At 37.8% G+C, this 26,718-nt stretch carries 15 protein-coding genes; 4 read left to right on the top strand and 11 right to left on the bottom strand.

The window, feature by feature from the left end; translation table 11 throughout:
* Nucleotides 1-65 precede the first annotated feature (65 nt).
* The 9 genes from gap to LB450_RS01110 all read right to left on the bottom strand — a co-directional run bounded on the left by gap (nucleotide 66) and on the right by LB450_RS01110 (nucleotide 13,342).
* Entirely contained in the window at nucleotides 66-1,061 is a 996-nt protein-coding gene (gene gap, locus LB450_RS01150) for a type I glyceraldehyde-3-phosphate dehydrogenase (RefSeq protein ID WP_224486002.1), read from the bottom strand.
* 28 nt (nucleotides 1,062-1,089) lie between these two features.
* Nucleotides 1,090-2,076 carry a 6-phosphofructokinase gene (gene pfkA, locus LB450_RS01145; protein WP_224486001.1) on the bottom strand — a complete coding sequence of 329 codons (987 nt, stop codon included), beginning with the start codon at nucleotides 2,074-2,076 and terminating at the stop codon, nucleotides 1,090-1,092.
* Nucleotides 2,077-2,182: 106 nt separating this feature from the next.
* Nucleotides 2,183-3,622: an alpha-amylase family glycosyl hydrolase gene (locus LB450_RS01140; RefSeq protein WP_224486000.1), complete on the bottom strand. Its 1,440-nt coding sequence runs from the start codon at nucleotides 3,620-3,622 to the stop codon at nucleotides 2,183-2,185.
* Nucleotides 3,623-3,684: 62 nt separating this feature from the next.
* Nucleotides 3,685-5,580 carry a glycoside hydrolase family 13 protein gene (locus LB450_RS01135; RefSeq protein WP_224485999.1) on the bottom strand — a complete coding sequence of 632 codons (1,896 nt, stop codon included), beginning with the start codon at nucleotides 5,578-5,580 and terminating at the stop codon, nucleotides 3,685-3,687.
* Nucleotides 5,581-5,589: 9 nt separating this feature from the next.
* Nucleotides 5,590-7,698 (bottom strand): glycoside hydrolase family 97 protein, encoded by a 2,109-nt coding sequence (locus LB450_RS01130; protein ID WP_224485998.1) that lies wholly within the window; start codon nucleotides 7,696-7,698, stop codon nucleotides 5,590-5,592.
* 13 nt (nucleotides 7,699-7,711) lie between these two features.
* The gene (locus LB450_RS01125; protein WP_224485997.1) at nucleotides 7,712-9,997 is read right to left on the bottom strand and encodes a glycoside hydrolase family 65 protein; all 2,286 of its coding nucleotides are present in this window, start codon (nucleotides 9,995-9,997) and stop codon (nucleotides 7,712-7,714) included.
* Between the two features lie 18 nt (nucleotides 9,998-10,015).
* Nucleotides 10,016-10,675, bottom strand: coding sequence for a beta-phosphoglucomutase (gene pgmB / locus LB450_RS01120; RefSeq protein WP_224485996.1), 660 nt, complete (start codon nucleotides 10,673-10,675; stop codon nucleotides 10,016-10,018).
* 3 nt (nucleotides 10,676-10,678) lie between these two features.
* Complete coding sequence (locus LB450_RS01115; protein WP_224485995.1) at nucleotides 10,679-12,190, bottom strand: MFS transporter; 1,512 nt, start codon at nucleotides 12,188-12,190, stop codon at nucleotides 10,679-10,681.
* 108 nt (nucleotides 12,191-12,298) lie between these two features.
* Nucleotides 12,299-13,342, bottom strand: coding sequence for a LacI family DNA-binding transcriptional regulator (locus LB450_RS01110; protein WP_224485994.1), 1,044 nt, complete (start codon nucleotides 13,340-13,342; stop codon nucleotides 12,299-12,301).
* A 191-nt stretch (nucleotides 13,343-13,533) separates the two neighbouring features.
* Here LB450_RS01110 and LB450_RS01105 point away from each other — a divergent pair, with 191 nt between their 5' ends.
* From LB450_RS01105 to LB450_RS01090, 4 genes are read left to right on the top strand one after another with little or no spacing between them, the layout of a single operon-like run.
* A complete protein-coding gene (locus LB450_RS01105; RefSeq protein ID WP_224485993.1) occupies nucleotides 13,534-16,452 on the top strand; it encodes a SusC/RagA family TonB-linked outer membrane protein in 2,919 nt (972 codons plus the stop codon).
* An 11-nt stretch (nucleotides 16,453-16,463) separates the two neighbouring features.
* A complete protein-coding gene (locus LB450_RS01100) occupies nucleotides 16,464-18,353 on the top strand; it encodes a RagB/SusD family nutrient uptake outer membrane protein (RefSeq protein ID WP_224485992.1) in 1,890 nt (629 codons plus the stop codon).
* Complete coding sequence (locus LB450_RS01095) at nucleotides 18,340-19,671, top strand: SusE domain-containing protein (RefSeq protein ID WP_224485991.1); 1,332 nt, start codon at nucleotides 18,340-18,342, stop codon at nucleotides 19,669-19,671. Before LB450_RS01100 ends, LB450_RS01095 begins: the two co-directional genes overlap by 14 nt.
* Before the next feature lie 58 nt (nucleotides 19,672-19,729).
* Nucleotides 19,730-22,573, top strand: coding sequence for an alpha-amylase family glycosyl hydrolase (locus tag LB450_RS01090; protein WP_224485990.1), 2,844 nt, complete (start codon nucleotides 19,730-19,732; stop codon nucleotides 22,571-22,573).
* Nucleotides 22,574-23,120: 547 nt separating this feature from the next.
* Here the strand turns inward: LB450_RS01090 and LB450_RS01085 are convergent.
* Together LB450_RS01085 and LB450_RS01080 are read right to left on the bottom strand one after the other, a co-directional pair.
* Nucleotides 23,121-24,953 (bottom strand): CocE/NonD family hydrolase, encoded by a 1,833-nt coding sequence (locus LB450_RS01085; RefSeq protein ID WP_224485989.1) that lies wholly within the window; start codon nucleotides 24,951-24,953, stop codon nucleotides 23,121-23,123.
* 492 nt (nucleotides 24,954-25,445) lie between these two features.
* Nucleotides 25,446-26,705: an aminotransferase class I/II-fold pyridoxal phosphate-dependent enzyme gene (locus LB450_RS01080; protein ID WP_224485988.1), complete on the bottom strand. Its 1,260-nt coding sequence runs from the start codon at nucleotides 26,703-26,705 to the stop codon at nucleotides 25,446-25,448.
* Nucleotides 26,706-26,718: the final 13 nt, after the last annotated feature.

The following is a 26,718-nucleotide window of genomic DNA, read 5'->3' as shown; positions in this document are numbered from 1 at the left end:
GTTTAGATTAAAATAAAAAAAGCTTATTCCATCAGTTGAAATAAGCTTTTTTAATTGATTTGTATTTATAATTTAGCTATATGTAAAGCTAAATCTACAAGTTTAGCAGAGTAACCGTATTCGTTATCATACCAAGCTACTAACTTGAAGAAATTATCATTTAAAGCTATTCCAGCATTAGCATCAAAATTTGATGTAGCTGCTTCTGAAACAAAATCTTGAGAGACAACTTCATCTTCATAGTAAGCTAAAACACCTTTCATTGGACCATCAGCAGCAGCTTTCATAGCAGCTTTAACTTCCTCATACGTAGCAGATTTTTCAGTTCTCACCGTTAAATCTACAACAGATACGTTGGCTGTAGGAACTCTAAAAGCCATACCTGTCAATTTACCTTCTACTTCTTTGATCACCTTACCTACAGCAACAGCTGCACCGGTACTCGTTGGAATAATGTTATTGATAGCACTTCTGCCAATTCTGTAATTTTTTGCAGAAGGAGAATCTACTGTAAATTGAGTTGAAGTTGCTGCATGAATTGTAGTCATAAGACCTTCAACAATTCCAAAGTTATCGTTGATGACTTTTGTCATTGGAGCAAGACAGTTAGTTGTACAAGATGCGTTAGAAACAACCGTATCTTCAGCTTTCACATCATTCTCATTAACTCCCATCACAAACATTGGAGCAGTTTTAGAAGGTGCAGAAATCACAACTTTTTTAGCACCTGCGTCAATATGTGCAGATGCATTATCTTTTTCTTTAAATATACCTGTACAATCCAAAACAACCTCAGCTCCTACTTCGTTCCATTTTAACTGCTTAGGATCTTTTTCGGCAGTAATCCTGATTGACTTTCCGTCAACTACCAGATTTCCGTCTTTTACTTCAACAGACTTACTGAATCTCCCGTGAACGGAATCGTATTTGAGCATGTAAGCCAAGTGATCTACATCTAGCAAATCGTTGATACCTACAACATCAACGTCTTTATTATCCATTGCTATTCTAAAAGCAATTCTACCAATACGGCCAAAACCGTTAATACCTATCTTTGTCATAATTATTTAATTTTAAAATTATTCGTTATTAAGTGGATACAATATCAGCAACTCTTATGAGATCTGTATCCAATATTTTTTTTATGTTAATCGCTGTTTCAAATGGAACATACACAATCTTTTTATGCTCTATGCCCACCATGATATTAGATTTCCCTTCGAGTAAGGCATCTACTGCACCTACACCTAATCTGCTTGCTAAAACCCTATCAAAACAACTAGGAGAACCTCCTCGCTGGATATGTCCGAGAACAGTAACTTTCACTTCATATTCCGGAAGATTCTTTTGAATAGACTCAGCAACTTTAGTGATGTTTTTACCGATTTGATCTCCTTCAGATACCACTACAATACTAGACGTTTTTCCAGTTTTTCTGCTTTTATCTAAAGACTCAATAAGCCTGTCAATTCCTAAGTTTTCTTCAGGGATAAGTATCTCTTCGGCACCAGCACCAATACCACTGTTTAAAGCGATATCACCGGCATCTCTTCCCATCACCTCAACTAAGAACAAGCGATCGTGAGAACTTGCCGTGTCTCTTATCTTATCTATAGCTTCTACAACTGTATTTAAAGCAGTATCATAGCCTATTGTATAATCGGTACCATTGATATCATTATCTATGGTACCTGGAATTCCAATGATGGGCATATCAAATTCATTGCTGAACACGGAAGCTCCTGTAAACGTACCATCACCACCAATAACCACCAAGGCGTCTACATTTCTGGACTTAAGATTTTTAAATGCCTGTTCCCGACCTTCTTTCATCATAAAATCTTTAGAACGGGCAGATTTAAGGAAAGTACCTCCTCTGTTAATCGTGTTTTTGACATCTCTGGGACCAAGTTCAACAAACTCATTTTCAATTAAACCTTGAAATCCTCGATAAACACCGTCACATTTCAGACCTGAGTATGCTGCATTTCTTACAACAGCTCTTATAGCTGCATTCATTCCGGGAGAATCTCCTCCGGAAGTTAAAACCGCGATTTTATTTAGTTTCTTATTCATTACTTCAAATATATTTTAAATATAAGATAATTACTAATTAAGTTTTGGACTAAAACGATTTCGATAGATAAACATTATTAAAATTTTATAAAAAAACGGTCAAAAATCACTGAACTAACAAAACTTTGTATTCCCAGGGCTTGAAATTGAGTATTTGATCAGTTTTTAATTCAAAAACTTCAGAAGTCATAAAGTCTCTATATTTACCTGAAAAAGACGTTTTAAATTCCTGGGCTTCATCGGTGAAATTAGCTAAATAAATTAAAGCCTCATCATTTTTAGACCTTTTGAATGCGATAATTTCTTCATCATTGGATGTAGAAAGTCGTTTGTAAGCAGCTGCTTCTTTAGCACCGTACAAAGCTAAATTCGTGTTTTTAAGTTCGCCTAATTTCACATGCACATCCCAAAACTCTCCTTTTGTTTTAGGGATGCTGTCATTTTCGAAAAATTTAAGTCTTTTATCCATCCCATATTCCTGTCCACTATAAATCAAGGGCATTCCAGGCAAGGCATAAGTAAAAGCCAACATGGTTTCAGAGGCATCTCCCATGCGTTCTTCTACGGTTCCATTCCAGGAGTTTTCATCATGATTTGTTATGAAATTCATCAGGTAATCGTCTTTTTGATAGGTGGTATCGATTTTTGCCATGTAAGCATCCCACTCTTTTACACCCATCTCACCTTTGGCTATTTCATTCATAAGATGATGACCTTCCCAGTTATAGCCCATATCAAATGCTTCGTAAAACAAATCTTTATCTTCACTTTCAGCTAACATAAAAACAGGTTTTACTTTTTTTAATTTGGGTACGACATAGTTCCAGAATTCTGTAGTCACATTACCAGCTACATCGGCTCTAAAGCCATCTATATTTTTTTCTTTTACCCAATACACCATCTCATCTTTCATAGCAGTCCACAAGGAATCATTTTCATAATTAAGATGTGCTACATCCGTCCAACCCCAGGATTCACCTGTATCTGGATTTATAGGATCTGTCACATTGCCTTCTTTGTCTTTATGGTAATATTCCGGATGCTCTTCAATCCATTTATGATCCCATCCTGTATGGTTGGCTACCCAGTCTAAAATCACATACATCCCGTTATCATGCGCCGTGTCTACTAGCTCATCAAAATCTTCTATGGTTCCAAATTCCGGATTGATGGCTGTGTAATCTGAAATTGCGTAATAACTTCCCAAATACTTCTTCTTTTCCTCTGGATCCTCGATATCTTCAATAGATAACTCTGGAGTTGCCTTTCTGTTCTTCATAGAAATAGGATAAATCGGCATCAACCAAATCACTTTCACACCGAGCTTTTTAAGCTCTGGAATGTCTTTGGTAAACGCATCAAAAGTTCCTTCTGGGGAATACTGACGGATGTTTGCTTCGTAAATCACGGAAGATTCTAAAACTTCATTGGTAATAGGTTCAATATTACCAGTAGTGTCTTCTTTATTTTCTCCTGATTTTTGGTTACAGGCTGTAACCAAAAGGAATACACCCATTACAAGGCTTAAAAATTTTATAGTTCTCATAGTATTTTCAATTTATATCTAATTATTTTATAAGTAATTCTTTTGAATTAATAAGCATTCAATTATTCCCGGGTACTGTATAGTGTAAACCCAGGCTTTAACTGAAGTTCTTTATCCCAGCTAAAACGTGAACCTTCTATCACATTTTTGAATCGCTTACCGTCTAAATTTAATTCTTCAAATCTGGATAAATCTACTGTTTTGGTTTCCTCATCAGTATTAAGAAAAACTGCAACAATTTCGTCTTCATGAATTCTGAAAACAGGATAAATTCCGTCAAAAGGTGCAAAGTGAAGCATTTCTCCTTCCAGAATAGCTTCTGATGTCATTCTAAAATTTAAAATGGCTTTCAGAAACACTTGAAAATCTAGCTGAGCATCAGTTAAGTTTTTTCCGGTAAAGGCATTCTGAGTATCTCCTTCCCATCCGCCCGGGAAATCGGTTCGTATCAAACCATGATCACCGCGTTTGTCTGAATTTTCCATCAAAATTTCAGTTCCATAATAAATCTGTGGTGTTCTTGGTAAGCTTAAAATAAGCCCCAGCGCCATTTTAGTTTTATCCACATCTTCATTCAACTGAGTGAAAATTCTGTCCATATCATGATTGTCTGGGAAAATCATGACATCCTTGGGCCTCGGATAATAAAAATCATTAGCCAAACCTTCATAAATTTTAGTCAGTCCATTTCCCCAGCCTTCGTTGCCTTCATTAAGCGCCTGTACAATTTTCATTTGCATAGGAAAATCCATGACCGAACGCAAATTGGACTCATAACCATCACTGTTGTTTTGACCTTGCTGCCAGTAACCTACCAGCAATTGATCTGTGGTCCACTCCTCGCCGACTATATTGAAATTTGGATATTCTTTCATGATGGCTCCGGCCCAGTCCGACATAAAGGCTTTGTTGGGATAAGGATAGGTGTCTTGTCTGATGCCGTGTAAGCCCAAAGTCTCCACCCACCAAATGCTGTTCTGAATGATATATTTCGCTAAAAATGGATTCTCCTGATTCAAATCTGGCATGGTTGGTACAAACCAGCCTTCGTGCATAATTTTAGTATCCAATTTTGATGCATACGGATCCTGATTTGTCGAACGCTTATGGTTGGAATTGGGAACCTCTTTTCCTTCTTCATACAAGTCTTGATAATTAAGCCAGTCTGAAAATGGCAGATCATCCATCCACCAGTGTCCGCTTCCGCAATGGTTGGCTATCATGTCCATGATTAAGCCAATTCCTTTATCTGAAGCTTTCTGAGAAAGCTCTTTATACAATTCTAAATCTCCAAATCGCGGGTCTACTTCATAAAAATCAGTGATCGCATAACCATGATATGAAGAGGATGGCATGTCATTGATGAGTAACGGACTTGACCAAATACTGGTAAATCCCATGTCTGAAATGTAATCCAAATGATCTATGATACCCTGAATGTCTCCACCGTGTCTGGCATAATCGTTTCCACGATTGACGCTGGTCTCCTTCAAACTTTCAACCACATCGTTTTTTGGGTCACCATTCGCAAAACGATCTGGTGTAATCAAATACACCACATCCTCATGGTTAAAACCAACATAATCTTCAGCTGGTTTTTCTCTGGAATTTAATGAGAAGTCAAAGCTTAGATGTTTTGTTCCCTTTTTTCTGAATTTAATCTCGAAAGTGCCTGCTTCGGTTTCTTTTGAAATACGCAAGTCTATAAACAAATAATTAGGACTGTCGGCTTGGTGGACTTCAGTAATTTCAACACCATCGTACTTTAATTCTGGTTGATATGTTGAAATATCCTGAGCATGGACCATGAGTTGAATGTCATTCATCTCCATACCCACCCACCAGTTGGGTGGTTCAACTCTAAGGTCTTGAGCATTTAAGTCAACTGAAAACAGGTTCAGAAGAAAAAAACAGCCAAAGACAACTTTTAAAAACGATAACTGAGTTTTAAATTCCATAATTTGATTTTATTTTTCAATAATACTTATTGCAAAACCACCACCTTCAGCAGATTTCAATTTCAAAGTGGATTTGCTGGTTACTTTTTTGGTTGAAATCTTATAAGCTTGCGGATTGGTTTTATAGTGGGCGTCTTTAGCATCTGCATAAATCGTGGCTTCGTAAGTTTTACCTTGTTCTAAAAAGTCTAGGTTTAATTTGGTTTTTCTAGGGGTGGTACCATTGACGTTTCCAACAAACCAGCTGGAAGAATCCTTTGCTTTACGAGCAACAGTGATATATTCCCCAGGTTCTGCTTCCAGGTAATGACTTTCATCCCAATCTAAAGCAACGTCCTTTATAAACTGGAAAGCATCCAAAAAACGTTCATAATTCACTGGTAAATCTGCTGCCATTTGTAACGGGCTGTACATCGTCACATATAATGCCAGTTGATTGGCAATAGTCGAGTTCACATGAGAATTATTGTCCGGATTCAATTTACTGATGTCCATTTCAAAGATTCCAGGGGTATAGTCCATAGGTCCGCCAATTAACCTTGTAAATGGTAAAATAGTGACGTGATTGGGTTTTGACCCACCAAAAGCCTGATACTCTGTTCCTCTTGCCGATTCATTTCCAATCAAATTTGGGTAAGTTCTACGTAGTCCGGTGGGTCTAACAGCTTCGTGAGCATTGACCATGATTTTATAATCTGCCGCCTTTTTAACTGCATACAAATAATGATTAATCGCCCATTGCCCGTAGTGATGCTCTCCTCTTGGGATAATATCCCCTACATACCCACTTTTTACAGAGGTATAACCGTATTTGTTCATAAACTGGTAAGCCGTATCCATATGACGCTCATAATTTCTGATTGCCCCTGAAGTTTCATGATGCATCATCATTTCAATATCTTTTGAAGCGGCATACTCCTGAATTTCCTCAACGTCGAAGTCAGGATATGGGGTTACAAAATCAAACACATAGTCTTTAGATTTACCAAACCAGTCTTCCCAGCCTTCATTCCAGCCTTCAACCAGCAGTGCATCGAAACCATGCTTAGAAGCAAAATCAATATATTCTTTGACGTGTTCTGTATTCGCCGCATGCTTTCCGTTAGGTGTGGTTTTGGAATAATCGGTTTCTCCAAGTTTTACAGAAGGGAGTTCATCGGTGTAGTTCCAGCTGCTTTTTCCAGTAATCATTTCCCACCATACGCCCATATATTTGATAGGTTTTATCCAAGAGGTGTCTTCGATTTTATTGGGTTCGTTTAGATTTAAACTCATGCTGGACGCTAGAATTTCTGTAGCATCATCGGTTACCATGATGGTTCTCCAGGGAGAAACAGCTGGGGCTTGTAAATAGCCTTTATTTCCAATAGCATCTGGCGTTAACCAGGACTTGAACGTCAGAGTAGATTCATCTAGATTCAGATTCATCAAGGAGTACTCTTTTAACGCTGCTTCGTGCAAATTGATGTACAAGCCCTTATCGGTTTTCATCATTAATGAGGTTTGCACTCCAGTTTTGGAAAATGACTCTTGGGAGGCGTTATTCACATAAGCATCCTCAAACAATTCATTGATTTCTGAAAGCTTTGAGGTGGTATAATCGTACTCCTGAGAATCATAATCCCCCGGAATCCAAAACGCAGTGTGGTCACCTGTCATAGCAAATTCGGTGTGTTCTTCTTTAATAACAAAATACACCAGGTTATCTTGCTGTGGAAACTCATATCTAAATCCAAGACCTTCATCAAAAAGACGAAAACGAATGACGATATGTCGATCTTTTTCTGGCTGTTCCAGTGTTACCGCCATTTCATTATAATGATTTCTGATACTAGATTGCTCACCCCAAACCGGTGACCAGGTGTCATCAAAAGAAGAATTTGATACATCTTTCAACTCAAATCCATCTAACAATGATTTATCATCATTTACTAACTCCAGGCCTAATTTACTTTGAGCAATCACTTTTTTACCTTTATAGCTTAACGTATAGACTGGTGTTCCATTTTTTATAAGTTTAAAATTAAGATCAAGCTCAGAATTGGGTGAGCTTAAATTTTGGCCATATGAATTTATGGTCATTACGATTAGCCCAACAAGAGCAAGTATATTTTTCATATCACTTTTATTTTTATTTAACTTCAACAGGTTCTCCGTTGACAATAATTTGGAGTTTTTCACCTTTCTCTAAGCTGAAATTGGTAGTCTCATGACTAATTTCAACTTTCAAAATATGCTTTCTAAAATTCACTTTGAAAGAGTAGAATGTCCATTCTTTAGGGATTTTTGGAGCAAAATGCAATTGGTCATTTTTAACCCGCATTCCGCCAAAACCCTCTACAATACTCATCCAGGTTCCAGCCATACTGGTGATATGGCAGCCTTCTTTTACCTCTTTATTGTAATCATCGAGATCCAAACGAGAGGTTCTCAAGTAAAACTCATAGGCCTGTTCCATTCTATCCAACAATGCAGCCTGTATGCTATGTACACAGGGAGAAAGTGAAGATTCGTGAACGGTAAACGGCTCGTAGAAGTCAAAATGCTTCTCGATATCTTCTTTTTTGAAATGATGCTCAAAAAAGTAAAAACCTTGAAGTGTGTCGGCTTGTTTGATGTAAGGTGAACGCAAAATTCTATCCCAGGACCAATGTTGGTTGATAGGTCGTAGTTTTTGATCCAAATCGTCCACTTTCACCATTTCTTTATCCAAAAATCCATCTTGCTGAAGGTAAACCCCGTACTCTTCAGAATAAGGAAAATAAAGATTGTCGGCGACATTTATCATCGCATCCATCTCTGTATTGGTGAGTTTGGTCTTTTGAATGATTCGCGCATAATCCTCTGCATATTCTTTCTCCACCTTTTTGAGGTTTTTTACAGCAAAATCGATACACCATTTAGCAATATAATTGGTGTAAAAATTATTGTTGACGTTGTTTTCGTATTCATTTGGACCAGTAACGCCAAGAATAACATATTTATCTTTTTGAGTTGAAAAGGTCGCCCGCTGCTGCCAGAACCTGGCAATAGCGATGAGTACTTCAAGTCCCATTTCCGGGATATAAGAATAGTCACCTGTATACCGGTGATAATTGAAAATAGCATAAGCTATAGCGCCGTTTCTGTGGATTTCTTCGAAGGTGATTTCCCATTCATTATGAGATTCTTCTCCATTCATGGTCACCATAGGATACAAAGCAGCGCCATTGGTAAATCCAAGCTTTTCAGCATTCTCAATGGCTTTGCTCAAGTGATTGTAACGGTATTTCAACAGGTTTCTAGCCACCTCCTGGTCTTTTGTCGCCATATAAAAAGGAATACAATAGGCTTCTGTATCCCAATAGGTACTCCCCCCGTATTTTTCGCCGGTGAAGCCTTTTGGCCCGATATTTAATCTATGATCTGTTCCTGTATAGGTTTGATTCAGTTGAAAAATATTGAAACGTATGCCCTGTTGTGCTTTTACATCCCCTTCAATAGAGATATCGCTCATTTTCCAAATCTCATTCCAGGCTTGTTTTTGTGTATTTAAAAGACCTTCAAATCCTTCTGAAGTTGCTTTTTTTAAGACTGATTTTGCTGCTGAAATCAATTCAGGTTTATCGTGATTCAAAGAAGTCGTGTATCCAGCGAATTTCTGAAGGCTCAGCGTATTTCCTTTCGCCACATGCTCTTCAAATGAAATGGAAACTTCCATTTCTTTCTGAAGTGGCTTTCCTTTGGTTTCTGATTTATTCCCATTCAGAAATAAATGTGTCTCCATATAAGTACATACGTGATAGAATGTTTTCAACGTATGGCATTCAATAAAACCCTGAGATTCGTTAACGTCCTTATTGGTGGTATCCCAAAACTGATCTTCCCAATTCGTATCCTGATTGGTGATGCCTGAATCCAAATAAGGTATGAAAGTAATTTTAGCATCAGAATTTACTGGCGTGATGTTGTAATCTATCACCCCTAATTCTTCATGGGCTAAGCTTAAAAATCGTTTTACCTCTACCTTGATGCTTGTTCCATTTTGTAAAGTCGCTTCAAAACTTCTTCCAAGCCAGCCTTCCTGCATATTGAGCTCACGTTTAAAGTTTTCAACCTTTTTACAGCTAAATAAATCAAGTACTTCATCATTGATTACCACATTGATTCCTATCCAGTTCGGTGCATTTAGCACTTTTGCAAAATATTCGGGATAGCCGTTTTTCCACCAACCCACTCTGGTCTTGTCTGGATAAAACACGCCTCCGATATAACTTCCCTGAAAACTGGGTCCTGAATAGGTTTCCTCAAAATTGGCGCGCTGACCCATAGAGCCATTGCCTATACTGAATAAGCTTTCTGAAGATTGAACGCGATTTACGTCGAAGCCGTCTTCTATAATTGACCAAGGGTTTGGTGTAATGTAATCTTGATTCATTGTTATAATTTTTATTTTTTATTTCTTGAAATTGATTAGGGTCTTTAAGGTTTTCTCATTGATTTCTGAGAACCCCTCAAAGTTAAAGTCAGCTTCTCCAAGCACAGATTTGTCACCTATACCGACACTAATCATATGAGCTGTATTTGCCGCCTTAATTCCCGCCTGAGAATCTTCAAAAACTATAGCTTGCTGGGGGGCAACACCCAAAAGCTTACATCCTTTCAGAAATACTTCAGGGTCTGGTTTTGCTTTGGAAACTTCGTTACCATCAACGATATGGTCAAAATAAGAATTGAGCCCTAGCTTGTTTAAAATGCGTCTGGCGTTTTTACTGGCAGAGCCAAGAGCTATGGGATAATTGTTTTCTTTCAAATAATTCAGTGTTTCCAAAACACCTGGTAGAATGTCATCTTTAGACATCTGGTCTACAAAAGACAAATACTCTTCATTTTTTTTTTCCATCAGTCTATTGAACTCTTCTTTTGAAATGTTTTTGTGGCCCCATTCCAATATTTTCTGAAGTGAATTAAACCTAGAAACCCCTTTAAGCTGTTCATTCTCTTCTTCAGAAAAAGAGATATCTAAAGCTTCAGCTAGGTTTTTCCAGGCTAAAAAATGAAATTTTGCGGTATCCACGATGACACCGTCAAGATCGAATATAAATGCTTTTGTCATGATTTATTCTTTATTTAGTCTAGGGTTAGTTTTTACATTTAGGGTGAATACTCCGGCAGCAATCATTGCAAAGCCACCAATAATGAGAGCATAAACAGGTTGGTTTTCAAATAAATTGGAAACTATAAACCCTAGTATGGTGGAAGCTACAATTTGTGGAATCACAATAAAAAAATTGAAAACCCCCATAAAGTATCCCATTTTGGAAGACGGCAGGGATCCGGAAAGCATAGCATACGGAATGGATAAAATTGAAGCCCATGCAATACCTACTCCTACCATACTTAAGATAAGTCCAAGTTTGGTCGTTACAAAGTAGATAGAAATCAATCCGATGCCACCTAAAGTGAGAGCAAACATATGTGTAAACTTATTGCTTGTTCGCTTTGCTAATACCGGTAATGCGAAGGCAACTAAAGCAGCAACACCATTGTAAACAGTAAACATTACCGTTACCCAGTCTGCTGCATCATTGTACAGTTGTGAAGTGGTATCACGAGTATCAAACACATGCCCGGTAACGGCCTGAGTCGTATAAATCCACATGGAAAATAAGGCAAACCATGAGAAAAACTGAACCCAGGCCAACTGCTTCATGGTTTTTGGCATGTTCAAAAGATCTGACACTATAATGGTAAACCCATTAGTTATTCGTTTTTTTCTTAACTCAGATACTATTAAGAATAAAACGCCTACAAAAATAAGACCTATAAATAAAATATAGAGCTCTTTCGTAAGTCCGTTAGTATAAATTAAATAAGAAACCAATGTTCCAATTAAAATCATTATCCAACCCGACTTTTTCTGAGTTGAAATATTTTGATTGATTTCCTTTTCTGTTTTAGGTTCTACTTTCTGTGCATCGCGATTTTCTTCAAATGCCTCTAATTCTTCGGGTGAGTATTCTTTTGAGAATAGCACCGTCCACAGGACAGCCAAAAAGAAAATAACGCCACCTACATAAAACGACCATTTTACGGAGTCGGGGATTTCGCCGGCAGGAGCTGTATTATCGATTCCAATCCAATTTGTAAGTACGTAAGGTAAAGCAGATCCCACTACTGCTCCGATACCGATAAAAAAACTTTGCATTGAAAAGCCAAGGGTCCGCTGTTCTTCGGGTAAATTATCTCCTACAAAAGCTCTGAAAGGTTCCATAGAAACGTTGATAGAAGCATCCATGATCCAGAGCATTCCGGCAGCTACCCATAGCTCAGGTGAATTTGGCATAAAGAATAAAGCAATTGAAGCTAAGATTGCTCCTACCAAAAAATAAGGTTTCCTTCGACCTAGTCTGGTCCAGGTCTTATCACTAAAATAACCAATGATGGGTTGCACGACCAATCCTGTAACCGGGGCAGCTATCCATAATATAGGGATGTCTTCAACATCGGCACCAAGAGTTTCAAAAATTCTGGAAGTGTTTGCGTTTTGAAGAGCAAATCCAAATTGAATGCCAAGAAACCCGAAACTCATGTTCCAGATTTCCCAAAAACTTAGCTTTCGCTTTTGCATATCGTTTAATTTTAAATTAAAACGATAAACTTTATGTGTAACAAAGCCTATCTATTGGAAGTAAAAATATAGCCTTGTTAATTGCAAATATATTTAAATTTTTATGTTCTACAATTTTGTAGTTTCTCTCTCAATGATATCCGTTTTTACAACAGTAGTTTTAAAAGCTTCTTCATCATCGTCTGTGTTCTCTAGCCTTTCAATCAGTAATTTTGCTGCTTCTTCACCCATTTCAAAGCCATGCTGGCTTATTGTAGTCAGTGGTGGAAAAGCGTGTTTAGACAACACACCATCTGTAAACCCTATGATTTGAAGATCATTTGGAATACTTAATCCTTTCTGTCTTGCTACTTTCATCGCAGTGATGGCATAAAGTTCATTTACAGCAAAAAGACCATCTACATCATTGCTTTCAAAATAGTCAAAGATTTGTTGTTCAAGAAATTCTAAATTATCATCAGAATTAAATTTATCATCGATTTTTAGTATTAAATTTTTATCGACATCAATGCCATTTGATTTTAAGGCGTTTATATATCCTTCAGTTCTAAGTCGTCCAACACTCACATAATCTTTGGTGCTGATGATTCCGATATGTTTACAACCACTATTTAAAAGCTTTTGAACAGCTTTTTCTGAAGTTTTTATGTCATCAACAATCACTTTATCACATTCAATTTCATCGATAACTCTATCAAACATAACAATTGGTATACCCTGGTCAATGGTTTCGTACAAATGATGGTAGTCTTTTGCAGATAGGGTTTCTTTTGCCACTGAAATGATAAAACCGTCTATACTTCCGTTGGCTAACATCTCAAGGTTAATCACTTCTTTTTTGAAAGATTCATTGGATAAACCAACAATTACATTATAGCCTTTTTCGTTTGCATAATTTTCTATACCCGAAATCACAGTGGTAAAAAAATGATGAACGATTTCTGGTATGATAACTCCTAGAGTTTTGGTTTTCTTGTTTTTTAAACTCAGGGCAATATTATTGGGTTTGTAATTATAAAGCTTTGCAAATGCCTTAACCTTATTTTTGGTCTCCTCTCCTATTTCCTTGCTATCTCTCAAAGCTTTTGACACTGTAGACACAGAAACATCGAGTTCTTTTGCAATAACTTTTAAAGTTGGTTTTTGCTTCATTTTTGAAAATCTAATTTTATGAATACAAAATAAAGAATTCTTCAATAATTACCACTTAAAATTAAAAAAATAAAAGTTATCAACACGAAATCGTTGTAGTTGTAAGATAATTAAGGCAGTTGAAATTTGTTTATTTAGTTTTAACATCGGAAGTGAAAATATAACCTAATACTAACACAAAAAAATACTCTATGCGTACAATTAAACTCTTAGGTCTGTTGCTTATGCTTTTGCCTATTAGTGTTTTTGCCCAATCCACTGTAAGTGGAACTGTAGTCGACAATTCCGGTATTCCAGTACCAGGTGTTAATATCACAGTAAAAAATACTACAAAAGGAACAACAACCGATTTTGATGGAAATTACTCAATCGTTCTAGAAAAGGGTCAAACCTTAGCTTTCAGTTATCTAGGCTATAGAACACAAGAAGTAAAATTTAACGGTAACACTACTACTATCGATGTTAGTCTTGTCGTAGATTCCGAAGCCTTAAGTGAAGTCGTTGTCGTCGGTTACGGTACTGCTAAAAAAGAAGATTTGACTGGAGCAGTAGATTTAGTAAATTCAAAGGACTTCAATAAAGGACCAATTAATTCAGCACAGGAATTAATTACTGGTAAAATTGCCGGAGTAAACGTCACATCTGCATCTGGTTCTCCAGGAGACGGTCAGAGCATCACAATCAGAGGCTTAGGCTCGTTGTCTTTAGCGAGCGATCCATTATATGTCATTGATGGTGTTCCGATAGATAATGGTGGTGTTGGCGGATCTCGAAATCCACTTAATATTATCAATCCAAATGATATTGCCAGCATAACCGTTCTTAAAGACGCATCCGCAACAGCTATTTATGGGTCGCGTGCTGCCAATGGTGTTATCCAAATCACAACAAAAAAAGGGAAAGACACCAATGAGTTTCGCTTCAATACGTCATTTAACAGAACAATTAGAAACACAATTAAAACCATTGATGTATTGGGCGCTTCAGAATTCAGAAACTTAGTTCAAACTACTGGAACTGAGGATCAAATAGCAAGATTAGGAGATGCTAACACAGACTGGCAAGATCAAATTTATGCTGACCGAGTGGTTGGTGGCGAATTTAACACTAGTGCCTTAGGTAATGCCTATGGTGTACCAATGCGTGTTTCTTTGGGCTATTCAGATCAAAATGGTATTTTAAAAGGAGACAATTTCTCAAGAATTACAGGTGCTTTAAACCTAACACCTACATTTTTAAATGACAAATTAACCTTAACCTTTAATGCCAGAGGTTCTTATGTTGAGAATACATTTGCAGATCGTGGCGCTATTGGTGCGGCAGTCGCATTCGATCCAACACAACCCGTATATGACGAAAACTCACCCTTTGCAGGCTATTATACATGGTTAGATGGTGACCGTCAGCGCGGTTTAGCAACAACAAACCCAGTTGCTCTATTAGACCTGATTGATGACACTTCTGAGGTTAGACGAATAATTACTAATTTAAAAGCAGACTATAGCTTAACGGATGAGCTCACAGCTACAGTAAACGTTGCTTTTGACGAATCTAATAGTAATGGTAGACGAATTACATCAAGTGATATTCCTACAACGGATGCTCCGGGTACCGGACTCCAAACCGGAGCTAGAACAGAATTTAGCCAGACTCAAACCAATAAATTATTTGATGCTTACCTTAACTACAACGCCACTTTAAGTGATAAGCACACTATTGATGCTACAGCTGGTTACTCCTACCAGGAATTTGAATTTGATAACTTTAGCTATGATAGTGAGAGAGAAGAACAGGGGCTGGAATCTGAATTTATAGATAAATCTAAAAGTGTACTGCTATCCTATTTCGGTCGTTTCAATTATAATTTTGACAAAAGATATTTAGTAACAGCTACCTTAAGAGCTGATGCTTCCTCAAAATTGAATCCAGACGATCGCTGGGGGTATTTCCCTTCATTTTCGGCAGCCTGGAATATACACAATGAAGACTTTCTAGAGGATTCTAGTTTGTTTAATCAATTAAAGCTTAGAGCCGGTTATGGTGAAGTCGGAAATGTAAATGGTTTAGGTGATTATCGCTTTTTAACGCGTTATGTTTCCAGTCAGCAAACCGCAAATTATCAGTTTGGGAATGCCTTTTTACAAACCTTTAGACCAGAGCCAGTGAATCCAAATTTAAAATGGGAAGTTGGTTCTACAATTAATTTAGGTCTTGACTACGCTATGTTAGACAATAGAGTATCTGGATCGATAAATGCCTACAGGCGTGAAACTAAGGATTTGATAGCATTTACACTTGTAGATCCATTTACCAATTTTGGTAACCGAATCGATGCGAATATTGGTGATATGGTAAATAGAGGTTTAGAATTCACCTTAAACTTAAAGCCCATAGAAACCGATAATTTTGAATGGAATATCAACTACAATATTTCATTAAATGATAACGAGATCACAAGGCTTCCGGATTTACAAAATGTAGGGGGTATAAGCGGTGGAACAGGCAACACAGTTCAGATACATCAGGAAGGTGAAACGCCGTTTAGTTTTTACGTTTACGAACAGGTTTACGATGCTAGTGGTAGTCCTATAGAAGGCGTTTTCGTGGACAGAAACAATGATGGAATCATTAATAATGATGATAGATACATAAAGGAAGATCCTTATGGAGATATTTTGATGGGATTCAACACTAATTTAAGTTATAAGAATTGGGATTTATCGGTTCAATCCAGAGCAAGTCTTGGAAATTATGCCTACGATAACGTAGCATCTGCCAATGGCTACCGAAGACGAGCTACCGATAATCAAATCCTTTCTAACTTACATTCTGATTATTTCAACACTGGTTTTAACAACATTACTGAACAAAACTTGCTGAGTGATTATTATGTTCAAGAAGCCTCATTTTTCAGAATTGATAATATCACCTTAGGTTATAATTTTGATAGTGTATCAAAAAATACGAATTTCAGAGTATACGGATCTTTACAAAATGCTTTGATAGTTACTGATTATGACGGTATAGATCCTGAAATTTCAGGAGGAATTGATAATAATTTCTATCCGAGACCAAGAACATTAGTGATTGGAGTTAATGTAGACTTTTAAAAAAAATGAAAATGAAAAAAACGAATTTAAAATTAAGTTTTATTGCATTATCTGCACTATTGGTTATGTCTTGTCACGATGAATTAGACCAAACACCAATAGATCCAGATTCTGTAACTGAACAAGATGTATTTGCAGATGCAAATCAGGCAAAAGGTGCTCTTGCTAAATTATATTCTAGTTTAGCTTTAACAGGGCAGCAAGGACCAGCAGGACAACCAGATATTTCTGGAATAGATGAAGGTTTTTCACAATACACCAGAATGCTGTATAACCTTAACGAGTTAACAACAGATCATGCTGTTGTAGGCTGGGGCGATCCCGGGTTACCAGATTTACACGGAATGTCCTGGTCTTCAGGTAATGATTTTACTGAAGCCATGTACTACCGTTTAGCACAAGAGGTTTCATTTACTAATTCATTTATTGGTAATGCGGTCTTGCTTACAGATCCGGTTGTGGAACAGTACATTGCCGAAGCACGATTCCTGAGAGCTTTTGCATACTATAACCTGATGGATTTATATGGTAATGTTCCACTTTCCACTGAAATTTCAACTGAACTGCCAGAACAAGCTAACAGATCTGAGATTTTTGATTTTATTGAACAGGAACTACTTGATATTCAAAATACCCTTGCTGCAGATGGCTCAAACGAATACGGACGTGTAGATCAAGTTGCTGCCTGGGCACTATTATCTAAATTATACCTTAATGCTGAAGTGTTTAAGGGTGAAGCTCGTTACAACGAAGCTGTTGAGTTTTCTGAAAAAGTGATCAACTCCACTTACTCCATCAATACAAACGATGCGAATGGAAACGGGTCTGCTTATGATGAATTATTTTTAGCAGACAACAATGTAAACGGTGCTCAAAATGAATTTATTTTCACACTTAATTTTGATGGTTTACAATCTCAAACCTATGGTGGCACAACCTTTTTAACTCATGCTTCTATTGGTGGTAATATGGATGCTAGAGAGTACGGAGTAAATTCAGGCTGGGCTGGTTTAAGGACTACCAAATCACTAGTCAATAAATTTGATGTTTCTGATGAAGCCCTTAACAACTCTTTTACTACTTCATCAAACTGGGCCATTATTGGAGATGCTACGCCAAATGACTGGAGCGCTCCTGACACTGACATGTATGAAGTTGGGACAGATGTTTACCAATTATTTGTCACTTTAACTGATGGTGAAATGAAATTCAGAAGAGATAATGACTGGGCTGTCAATTATGGTGGCTATGAAGGTGTAGCTGAATTAAATGGCGGTAACATAAGCGTTGATGCTGGCAGATATTTAATCACTTTGGATTTGGCTAACAACACTTATTCGCTTGAATCAATTTATAATGATTTACCTGATGCAAGAGCGATGTTTTATACCGATGGTCAAACGTTGGAGATTGAAGATATCCCTCCATTTGAGCAGGGTTTTGCTGTTACTAAATTCAAAAACATTGATTCTAATGGCAACCAGGGAAGTGACAATACTGGTAACTTCGTCGATACGGACTACCCGGTCATAAGACTTCCTGAAATCTACCTTAACTATGCTGAAGCGACACTTCGGGGAGGTAACGGAAATCAAGCTACTGCTGTCAATCTGATAAACGAAATTAGAGAAAGAGCTTATGGCAATAGCAGTGCTAACATTACAGCGGCAGATTTAACACTGGAATTTATTTTAGACGAACGCTCAAGAGAACTTTACTGGGAAGGACAGCGAAGAACAGATTTAATCAGGTACGATCTTTTCACAACAGATACTTACTTATGGCCATTTAAAGGCGATGTTCAGAACGGGGTTTCAGTACCTGAATTCAGAAGCTTATTCCCTATTCCAAACGACTTACTTTCAATTAATCCAAATTTAAAACAAAATGAAGGCTATTAATAAATTATCTTATTTGAAGTTATTTTCTTTTGTTATCGCATTAAGCTTATTTAGCTGTGATGATGAAGAATTGGTTCAGATCAACGAAAATGCAAGCACAAGCCTAACACTTTCAACTGAATCGGTTGTAATGAGTGAAGAAAATGCTGGTGAAGACATACTATCATTGACTTGGACAGAACCCAATTTTGGGTTCCAGTCTGCTACAGATTACTCACTTGAAGTAGATTTAGTTGGAAATGACTTTAGTAATGCTAAAGTCGTTGCAGTAGGTAGAGATACTTCCAAAGTATTCACATCTGAAGAACTCAACAGTATTTTGCTGAATTTAGGTGCCACACCGATGGAGATTAACCAGGTTGAAATGAGGCTGCTTGTGAGTTTAAGTGATGCTCAAAGAAGCTACACGGAATCCGTAAATATTGATGCTACTCCGTTTTCTTCGATTTTAGATTTATCGACAAACCTGGGAATTGTGGGTAGTGCAACTCCAGGAGGTTGGGGTTCTGAAGATATTTTGGATGTCCCTTTCTATTCTACCTCAGAAAATAATGTCGTTGTAGCTTATGCAACACTAAGAGATGGGGAAATGAAATTCAGAGAGAATAATGACTGGGCTGTAAACTATGGTGATGATGGTAATGATGGCACCTTAGAACAAGATGGTGCTAACATTCCTGTCACAGCTGGTACTTATAAAGTCACTGTAAATACAGAAACTTTAGAATGGTCTCTCCAAGAATATTCCTGGGGAATAGTTGGTGGTGCAACAGTTTACGGATGGGACACCCCGGACGTGAAATTTGAATACAATCCTTACCAGGATAACTGGAAGGCTGCTGCTACTTTTACCGATGGTGAAATTAAATTCAGACAAAATGAAGAGTGGAACGTTGAATATGGCGATACTGGTTCGGACGGTACTTTAGAACAAGGTGGCGATAATATTGCTGTTGAAGCTGGACATTATATCATAACACTTGACTTAAACAACTTAACCTACGAATTGGAGCAAACCGATTTATGGGGCCTTGTTGGGGATGCAACTACCTTTGGCTGGGATGCACCAGACCCTGACAAGTTTTTACCAGATTTTGGAATAAATGAAGGTATGTTCTACTTAAATGGTGTTGAATTAAGTGCAGGTGAATTGAAAGTTAGACAAAATGAAGAGTGGGGCGTCAATTACGGTGACGATGGAAATGATGGAACTCTAGAGTTAAATGGAGCTAATATCCCTTCAACTCCCGGGATTTATAATGTTGAGATGAACTTTGCAGTAAATCCACCAACCATTGATTTTTATGCCTGGCAGTAAATTTTAATAATTAAAAGGTCTACTTAAAACAAGTAGGCCTTTTTTATATCCACAAACTATGAGAAAAATTTTACTTTTAGCAGTGCTCCTATTCTCAACATTAGGTTTTGCACAGCAACAGAATGGAGTATTCACAGTCTCACCGCCTACTTTTGAACAAGATGAAGAGATTACCATTACAGTTTCAGGTATCACGCCAGACATTTGGAGTACAAATGATCTTTATTTATGGGCCTGGTATACTAATTCAAGCGGCGAAGAATTCAATTCACCTACCAATGGTGAATGGACCAATTCCAGTGAAAGTCAAAAAATGACAGACAATGGAGATGGTACCTACTCTTATACCATGACTCCTACCAACTTTTACAATGCTAACGACATTGCCAGTATAGGGATGCTGGTAAAAGCCAAAGACGGCTCCGGAGATAAAAAAACTCAGGATGAGTTGTTTTCAGTTGGAAGTTTCCAGATTACACTAACTTCACCTAGTGATGACTTAAGTGTAATCAATAGTGGTGCTGATTTTACTGTGAGTGCGACAAATACAGCAGGAGATGCTAATTATACCTTATCTGCCAACGGAACTATGATTGATCAACAAACCACAAGTACATATTCCTTTACAGATACCAATATCACTGAAAACAAAAATTACGTTTTAGATGTCACTCAGGGAACAATAACCTTTACAAGAGAGTTTTCGATTATTACAGAACCAACAGTAAATTCAATAGCTATGCCTGAAGATTACGAAGATGGCATCAATTACATAAGCGACACTGAAGCTGTTTTGGTTTTAAATGCCCCAGAAAAAGACTTTGTTTACGTAGCTGGTAGTTTCAACAACTGGAATCCTGACGAGAATTATGCCATGAATGTGGACCCTACTCGTGCCAATAGATTTTGGATTTCCCTAGATGGTTTAACTCCAGGTCAGATAGAAACGTATCAATATTGGGTTGTTGATCAGACTCCTGTGAATGGATCACCTGAAGTGGTTAAAACTGCAGATCCTTTTTCGACTTTAGTTTTATCACCTTTTGATGACCCTTATATTCCTTCAACTACTTACCCTAACTTACCCGCATACCCTGAAGGGCAGGAACGTGAAGTAACGGTTTTACAGACTGCTCAGCAAGACTATAACTGGCAAGTCACAAATTTTCAGAAACCAAAAATTGAAGACTTAATCGTTTATGAGGTTTTAGTGAGAGATTTTGATGCAAATAGAAATTATCAGGATTTAATTGACAAGATCGATTACTTCAAAAACTTAAATGTCAATGCCATTCATTTAATGCCAGTGATGGAGTTTGAAGGAAATGAAAGCTGGGGGTACAATACGTCTTTTCACATGGCCTTGGATAAATTTTATGGCACCGAGGATAAGTTGAAAGAATTCATAGATGTATGTCATCAAAACGGCATAGCTGTCGTTTTGGACTTAGTCTTAAATCACGCTTTCGGAAGAAACCCACTGGTAAGAATGTGGATGGATGATCCTGATGAAGACGGCTGGGGTGGCCCAACTACTGAGAATCCCTATTTCAATACCACACCCAGACATAGTTATAATGTTGGAAACGACTTTAATCATCAAAGTGCTTTAACTCAGGAATATAGCAAAAGGGTTATAAAACACTGGGTTGAGGAATTTAAAATTGATGGCTTTCGATGGGATTTAACCAAAGGCTTTACGCAAAACTGTACTGCATCCGATGAGTCATGTACAAATGCCTATCAACAGGACCGAATTAACGTCCTGAAATCTTATGCCGATTATGCCTGGTCTTTAGATGATAACCACTATGTGATATTTGAGCATCTTGGGGGAAGTACAGAAGAGCAGCAATGGGCTGATTACAGACTGGATGAAGGCAAAGGAATCATGCTATGGGGTAAAATGACCAGTCCATATAACCAACTGACAATGGGTGTTAATTCTGGAAATGACATATCTGGAATGGGACATAAATCCAAAGGCTTTTCCGCCCCAAGACTCCTGGGCTATGCGGAGAGTCATGATGAGGAACGATTGATGTTTAAGAATCTTGAGTATGGCAATTCCTCAAACCCTGATCACAATGTAAAAGAGTTAAATACGGCCATCTCACGAATGTCTGCCCTTGGAGCTGTGACAATTCCTATCCCTGGTCCAAAAATGATATGGCATTTTGGTGATTTAGGAATGGAAAATTCAATTTTCACATGCAGTGATGGTAGTGTCAATCTCCCTGGCGGAAACGATGGCGATTGTAAATTAGATACGAAACCTCAGCCTCAATGGGCAAATAACTGGTTAAGCGACCCCGTAAGAAGTCAGGTTTATGAGGACTGGGCAAGACTACACCAATTAAAAATTGAAGAAGATGTCTTTGAAGGAGAGTATACCATCAATTCAGGAGGTACGTTAACTCCACGAATCCATGTGTATAATAATAGCTTAGCTTCAAATGAACTTAAAGATGTAATAGTCCTGGCAAATTTTGATGTTGTAGAAAGAACAGTAAATCCAAATTTTCCTCATACAGGAACCTGGTATGAGTTGATGGATGAATCTGGTTCTACGTCACTAAATGTGACAAATACAACAGCTGATATAACTATACCTGCTGGTGAATTTAGAATTTATGGTAATGCCATGTCCACGTTAAGCACCAACGAAGTTTCTATGCTCAACTACAGTGTTTACCCAAACCCTGCCAACAGCTTCTTCTCAATTTCAAATAAAGTCGATACTGTTCAAATCTATGATATGAACGGAAGGCTGCTTAAGGAATACAAAGGGGGCTTTGAGGCTAAGCATCGGTTTGAAACCAATAGCCTTAACACTGGATTGTACTTTATTAGATACACCAATGAAGCACAGTCTCAGACGCAAAAATTGCTAATCCATTAGCAGTATTTATTTTAATTATCAAAAAGACCCCAAGTGTACACTCGGGGTCTTTTATCTTATAAAACCCTGTGGAGTTTGCCATGGCTTAGGGATTGCAGTGAAAATCCTGCAATCCCCAAAGTTTTGGGGATGAAGCATTGCAACGTAAAGCCCGACCCCCTATTGGGGGGGGAAGCCCCATAAAAATAAATCTTGAATTATAATGTGGTTTGACGGATTATGAGATGAAACACCCTCCTTTACCCTTTCTCAAGCGTGGGAATTGTCGGACTTATTCTCTGGAGGGGATTATAGGGGTGTATTAAAATGATAACTACCACAGTATACATAAAAGTCGAACTTATCTTGACTTCAATAAAAAACCCCGAGCGCTAACTCGGGGTTTCATGTTATTTTATTCTTTTTTAAAACTTAGAACAATTTTGGTGACTGAGCGATTTTTGGTGATTTCAAGCAGTTCACCAGATTTCGATACAATTCTTTGTCAAAGAATCACACAATCACCGGTAAACTTTCATTTACCGAAAATGGTATCGAAGTCAAAAACTTACTTCACCACAGGAAGCACGATTTTGGAATCTCCATAAATGGTATGCGTATGGGTTTCAAAATCCTCTTCAGCGGCTTCAAAGATATTATCTACATACTTCTGTGGATTTCTATCGATGTAAGGGAAAAAGGTACTTTGCACCTGTATCTGAAGTTTGTGTCCTTTTTTGAAGGTGTGATTTATATCCTGTAAAGCAAAATCAACACTGGTTTTCTTGCCTGGCACAAATGGCTTCGGATCTGAAAAACTTTCCCTGTATCGACCTCTGAAGACTTCGCTTCTCACCATCATGTGGTAGTTGCTCATCTTCAAGTGATTCTGCATCTCTTCAGAATCTTCTGCATCTGCAGGATACACATCAATTAGTTTCACTATCCAGTCGGCTGCAGTACCAGTCGTAGCGACCTCTAAGGCTGCTAATATCTCACCAGATAATTTCATGTCTTCTTCAAGAACTTCGGTTTCATAAACCATCACATCCGGACGACGGGCAGCAAAACGCTGATCGTCTGTCATGAATTTTCTGGGCGTGAACGTCACCTTGATGTCTTCCGTAAAAGGCACAGGTTTGGTGATATCACTTACAAATTTATTTTCAAAATTCGGCATAGCCTCCATGCTTAGCTTCTGATTGTCTCCAAGGAAAAAATCAGTAGGCGTTGCATTTTCTGGTGGCCAGATGTCGTATTCGTTCCATTTCATCGCTCCGGTATCATATACAGTAGCCTCAGCAGCATCAAACTCCCCTTCATTTTTTAAAAAGTGGTTGAAGAATTTGGTTTCATAATTTACCTGGAAATTTTCAGACAAATTATCTCCAAAATATATATTTCCTACCGCCTGTCTTTCTTTCAGTCTGGCCCAGTCACCGTGACTCCAGGGTCCGAAAACCATAGCATTGAAGTTATCGCTATTCTTTTCCAGACTTTTATAAATTTCAAAAGGTCCATAAAGATCTTCGGCATCAAATAAGCCTCCAACGGTTAAAACGGCTGGCTCCACGTCTTTCATGTGCTGCACCAAACCTCTTTCCTGCCAGAACTCATCATAATCTGGGTGATCTTTCAATTGTTGCCAGAAGACATTGTCTTCACCGTAATACTTATCCAGGTTTTTCAACGGACCTATATCCAAAAAGAACTGATAGGCATCCTTAGTACCAATATCTGGAACAGAATACCAGGCTTCTGGTGTAGGACCTTCTTTATCATAACCAAACACTGAAGTTGCAATCCAGTAACTTAACAAATAAGCACCATTGTGATGAAAATCATCAAAATAAAAGTCACCAATCGGTGCCTGTGGAGAGGCTGCTTTCAATGCCGGATGATCGGATAAAACAGACATGGCTGCATAGTGACCAGGATAAGAAATACCCCAGGTTCCTACATTCCCATTGTTGTTATCCACATTTTTAACAAGCCAGTCTATCGTATCATAAGTATCGGTAGCTTCATCGGTTTGCTTGCGCTTTTTATTCGGAATATACCCACGCATATTATCATATTTACCTTCACTCATCCAGCGTCCACGCACATCCTGGTAAACAATGATATTGCCTTGTTCCATCAGGAATTTATTTGGACCAATTCGTCTTCTAAATTGATCCTCACCATAAGGTCTTGAGCTGTATGGCGTCCGTTGCATAAGTATAGGATAAGATTCTGAAGTGTCTTTCGGCGTATAAATTGTGGTGTGCAATTTCACACCATCACGCATTTCGATATCCACTTCCTGTTTGTCGTAATTGGCTTTTACGTCATATTGAGCCATCACACTGGAAACCGCGCATAGCAAAAATAAGAGCACACCAAACTTTAAATTTCTCATATAGTTTATTATTTTGTTCTATGACTTAAAAATACAGCTTTAGTTTAAACCCTCAAGTCATTCCGGGGTTGACTTTTCATCCAGATTCCTGCCTCCCAAGGACCGCAGGCATGTTGTTTACGCGTGCCAGACAGCCCTTAAGTATTCATTTTCAGTGTTTTAAGAAGCGAGTAGGACTTTGCCCGAGGTGAGGAAGCTCCCCTAAAGGATTCCAACAAGGTTGAACTCATAGCATAAAAAATATTTCACACTGCAATGGTCTAACGCAATCTATCATCAGTATTCAAGAGAAGACAAATTGACGCTGCAGATGCAATTCCTTTATAGAGAAAAATTCATTGAATAATGAAGTGAGTGAAATCTGATTTAATAGTTTAGGCTTTGGAAGAATTATAAAGGCACTCTGGTGGTGGATGGCAGTAATCGAAAACCCCATAAAACAAACAAAGCCAGGCAAATGCCTGGCTTTGTTTGCTGATATATTTACACTATTTATTCTCCCATATTTTCCATTAAAGACTGAGAAAGTTTTTTGTAAGTTCCGTTTTCTAAACGCTCTCTTATCGCTGAAAAGGCTTTCAAGGTTAAGTCGATATCTTCCATTGTGTGCGTTGCTGTAGGAATCATTCTTAACAAGATTAATCCTTTTGGAATGACAGGATACACCACTATAGAACAGAATATACCGTGGTTTTCACGTAAATCTTTAACCAAAGCCATTGCTTCTGGAATACTACCTTTAAGATAAACCGGAGTTACACAACTCGTTGTTGTGCCAATGTCAAATCCGTTTTCTTTAAGACCATTTTGAAGAGCATTGACATTGTCCCAAAGTTTGTCTTTAAACTCTGTTGACCTTCTCAATAGCTCCAATCGTTTTAGAGCGCCTTCAACCAATGACATTTGCAATGATTTTGCAAACATCTGTGATCTCAGGTTATATTTTAAATAATCGATAATTTCTTTATCAGCTGCAATAAAAGCACCAGTACTTGCCATGGATTTAGCAAAAGTTGCAAAATACACATCAATTTGATCTTGAACGCCTTGCTCCTCACCTGCTCCAGCACCTGTTTTTCCAAGTGTGCCAAAACCATGAGCATCATCAACAAGCAATCTAAAGTTATACTTTTTCTTAAGCTCTACAATCTCTTTTAGTTTCCCCTGCTCTCCTCTCATTCCGAAGACACCTTCAGAAATAAACAGAACACCTCCGCCAGTCTGCTCAGCAATTTTCTCAGCTCTGGCCAGGTTCAATTCGATACTGTCTAAGTCGTTGTGCTTGTATGTAAAACGCTTACCTAAGTGTAAACGCACCCCATCGATAATGCAGGCATGAGCATCTACGTCATAAACAATCACATCGTTTTTGCCTACAAGTGCATCAATGGTAGATAAGATGCCCTGGTAACCAAAGTTCAATACATAAGCTGCTTCTTTGCTAACAAAATCAGCTAACTCATTTTGTAGTTGTTCGTGAAGTTCGGTGTGACCACTCATCATTCTTGCTCCCATAGGATAAGCACTACCCCACTTTTTGACAGCCTCTTCATCTGCTTTTCTGACTTCAGGATGATTGGCCAAGCCTAAATAATCGTTTATACTCCAGGTAATGACTTCACGTCCTTGAAATTTCATTCTGTTACTGATTTGTCCTTCTAATTTAGGGAAGACAAAATAACCTTCAGCCTGATCTGCCCATTTACCTAATGGTCCTTTATCTCTATAAATTTTTGAAAATAAATCTTTCATTTTTTGATGTGTT

The organism is Psychroflexus curvus, assembly GCF_020164585.1.
Lineage (GTDB): Bacteria > Bacteroidota > Bacteroidia > Flavobacteriales > Flavobacteriaceae > Psychroflexus > Psychroflexus curvus.
The sequence above is the reverse complement of the archived record's forward strand: the minus strand, read 5'-3'. Positions and strand labels throughout refer to the sequence as shown.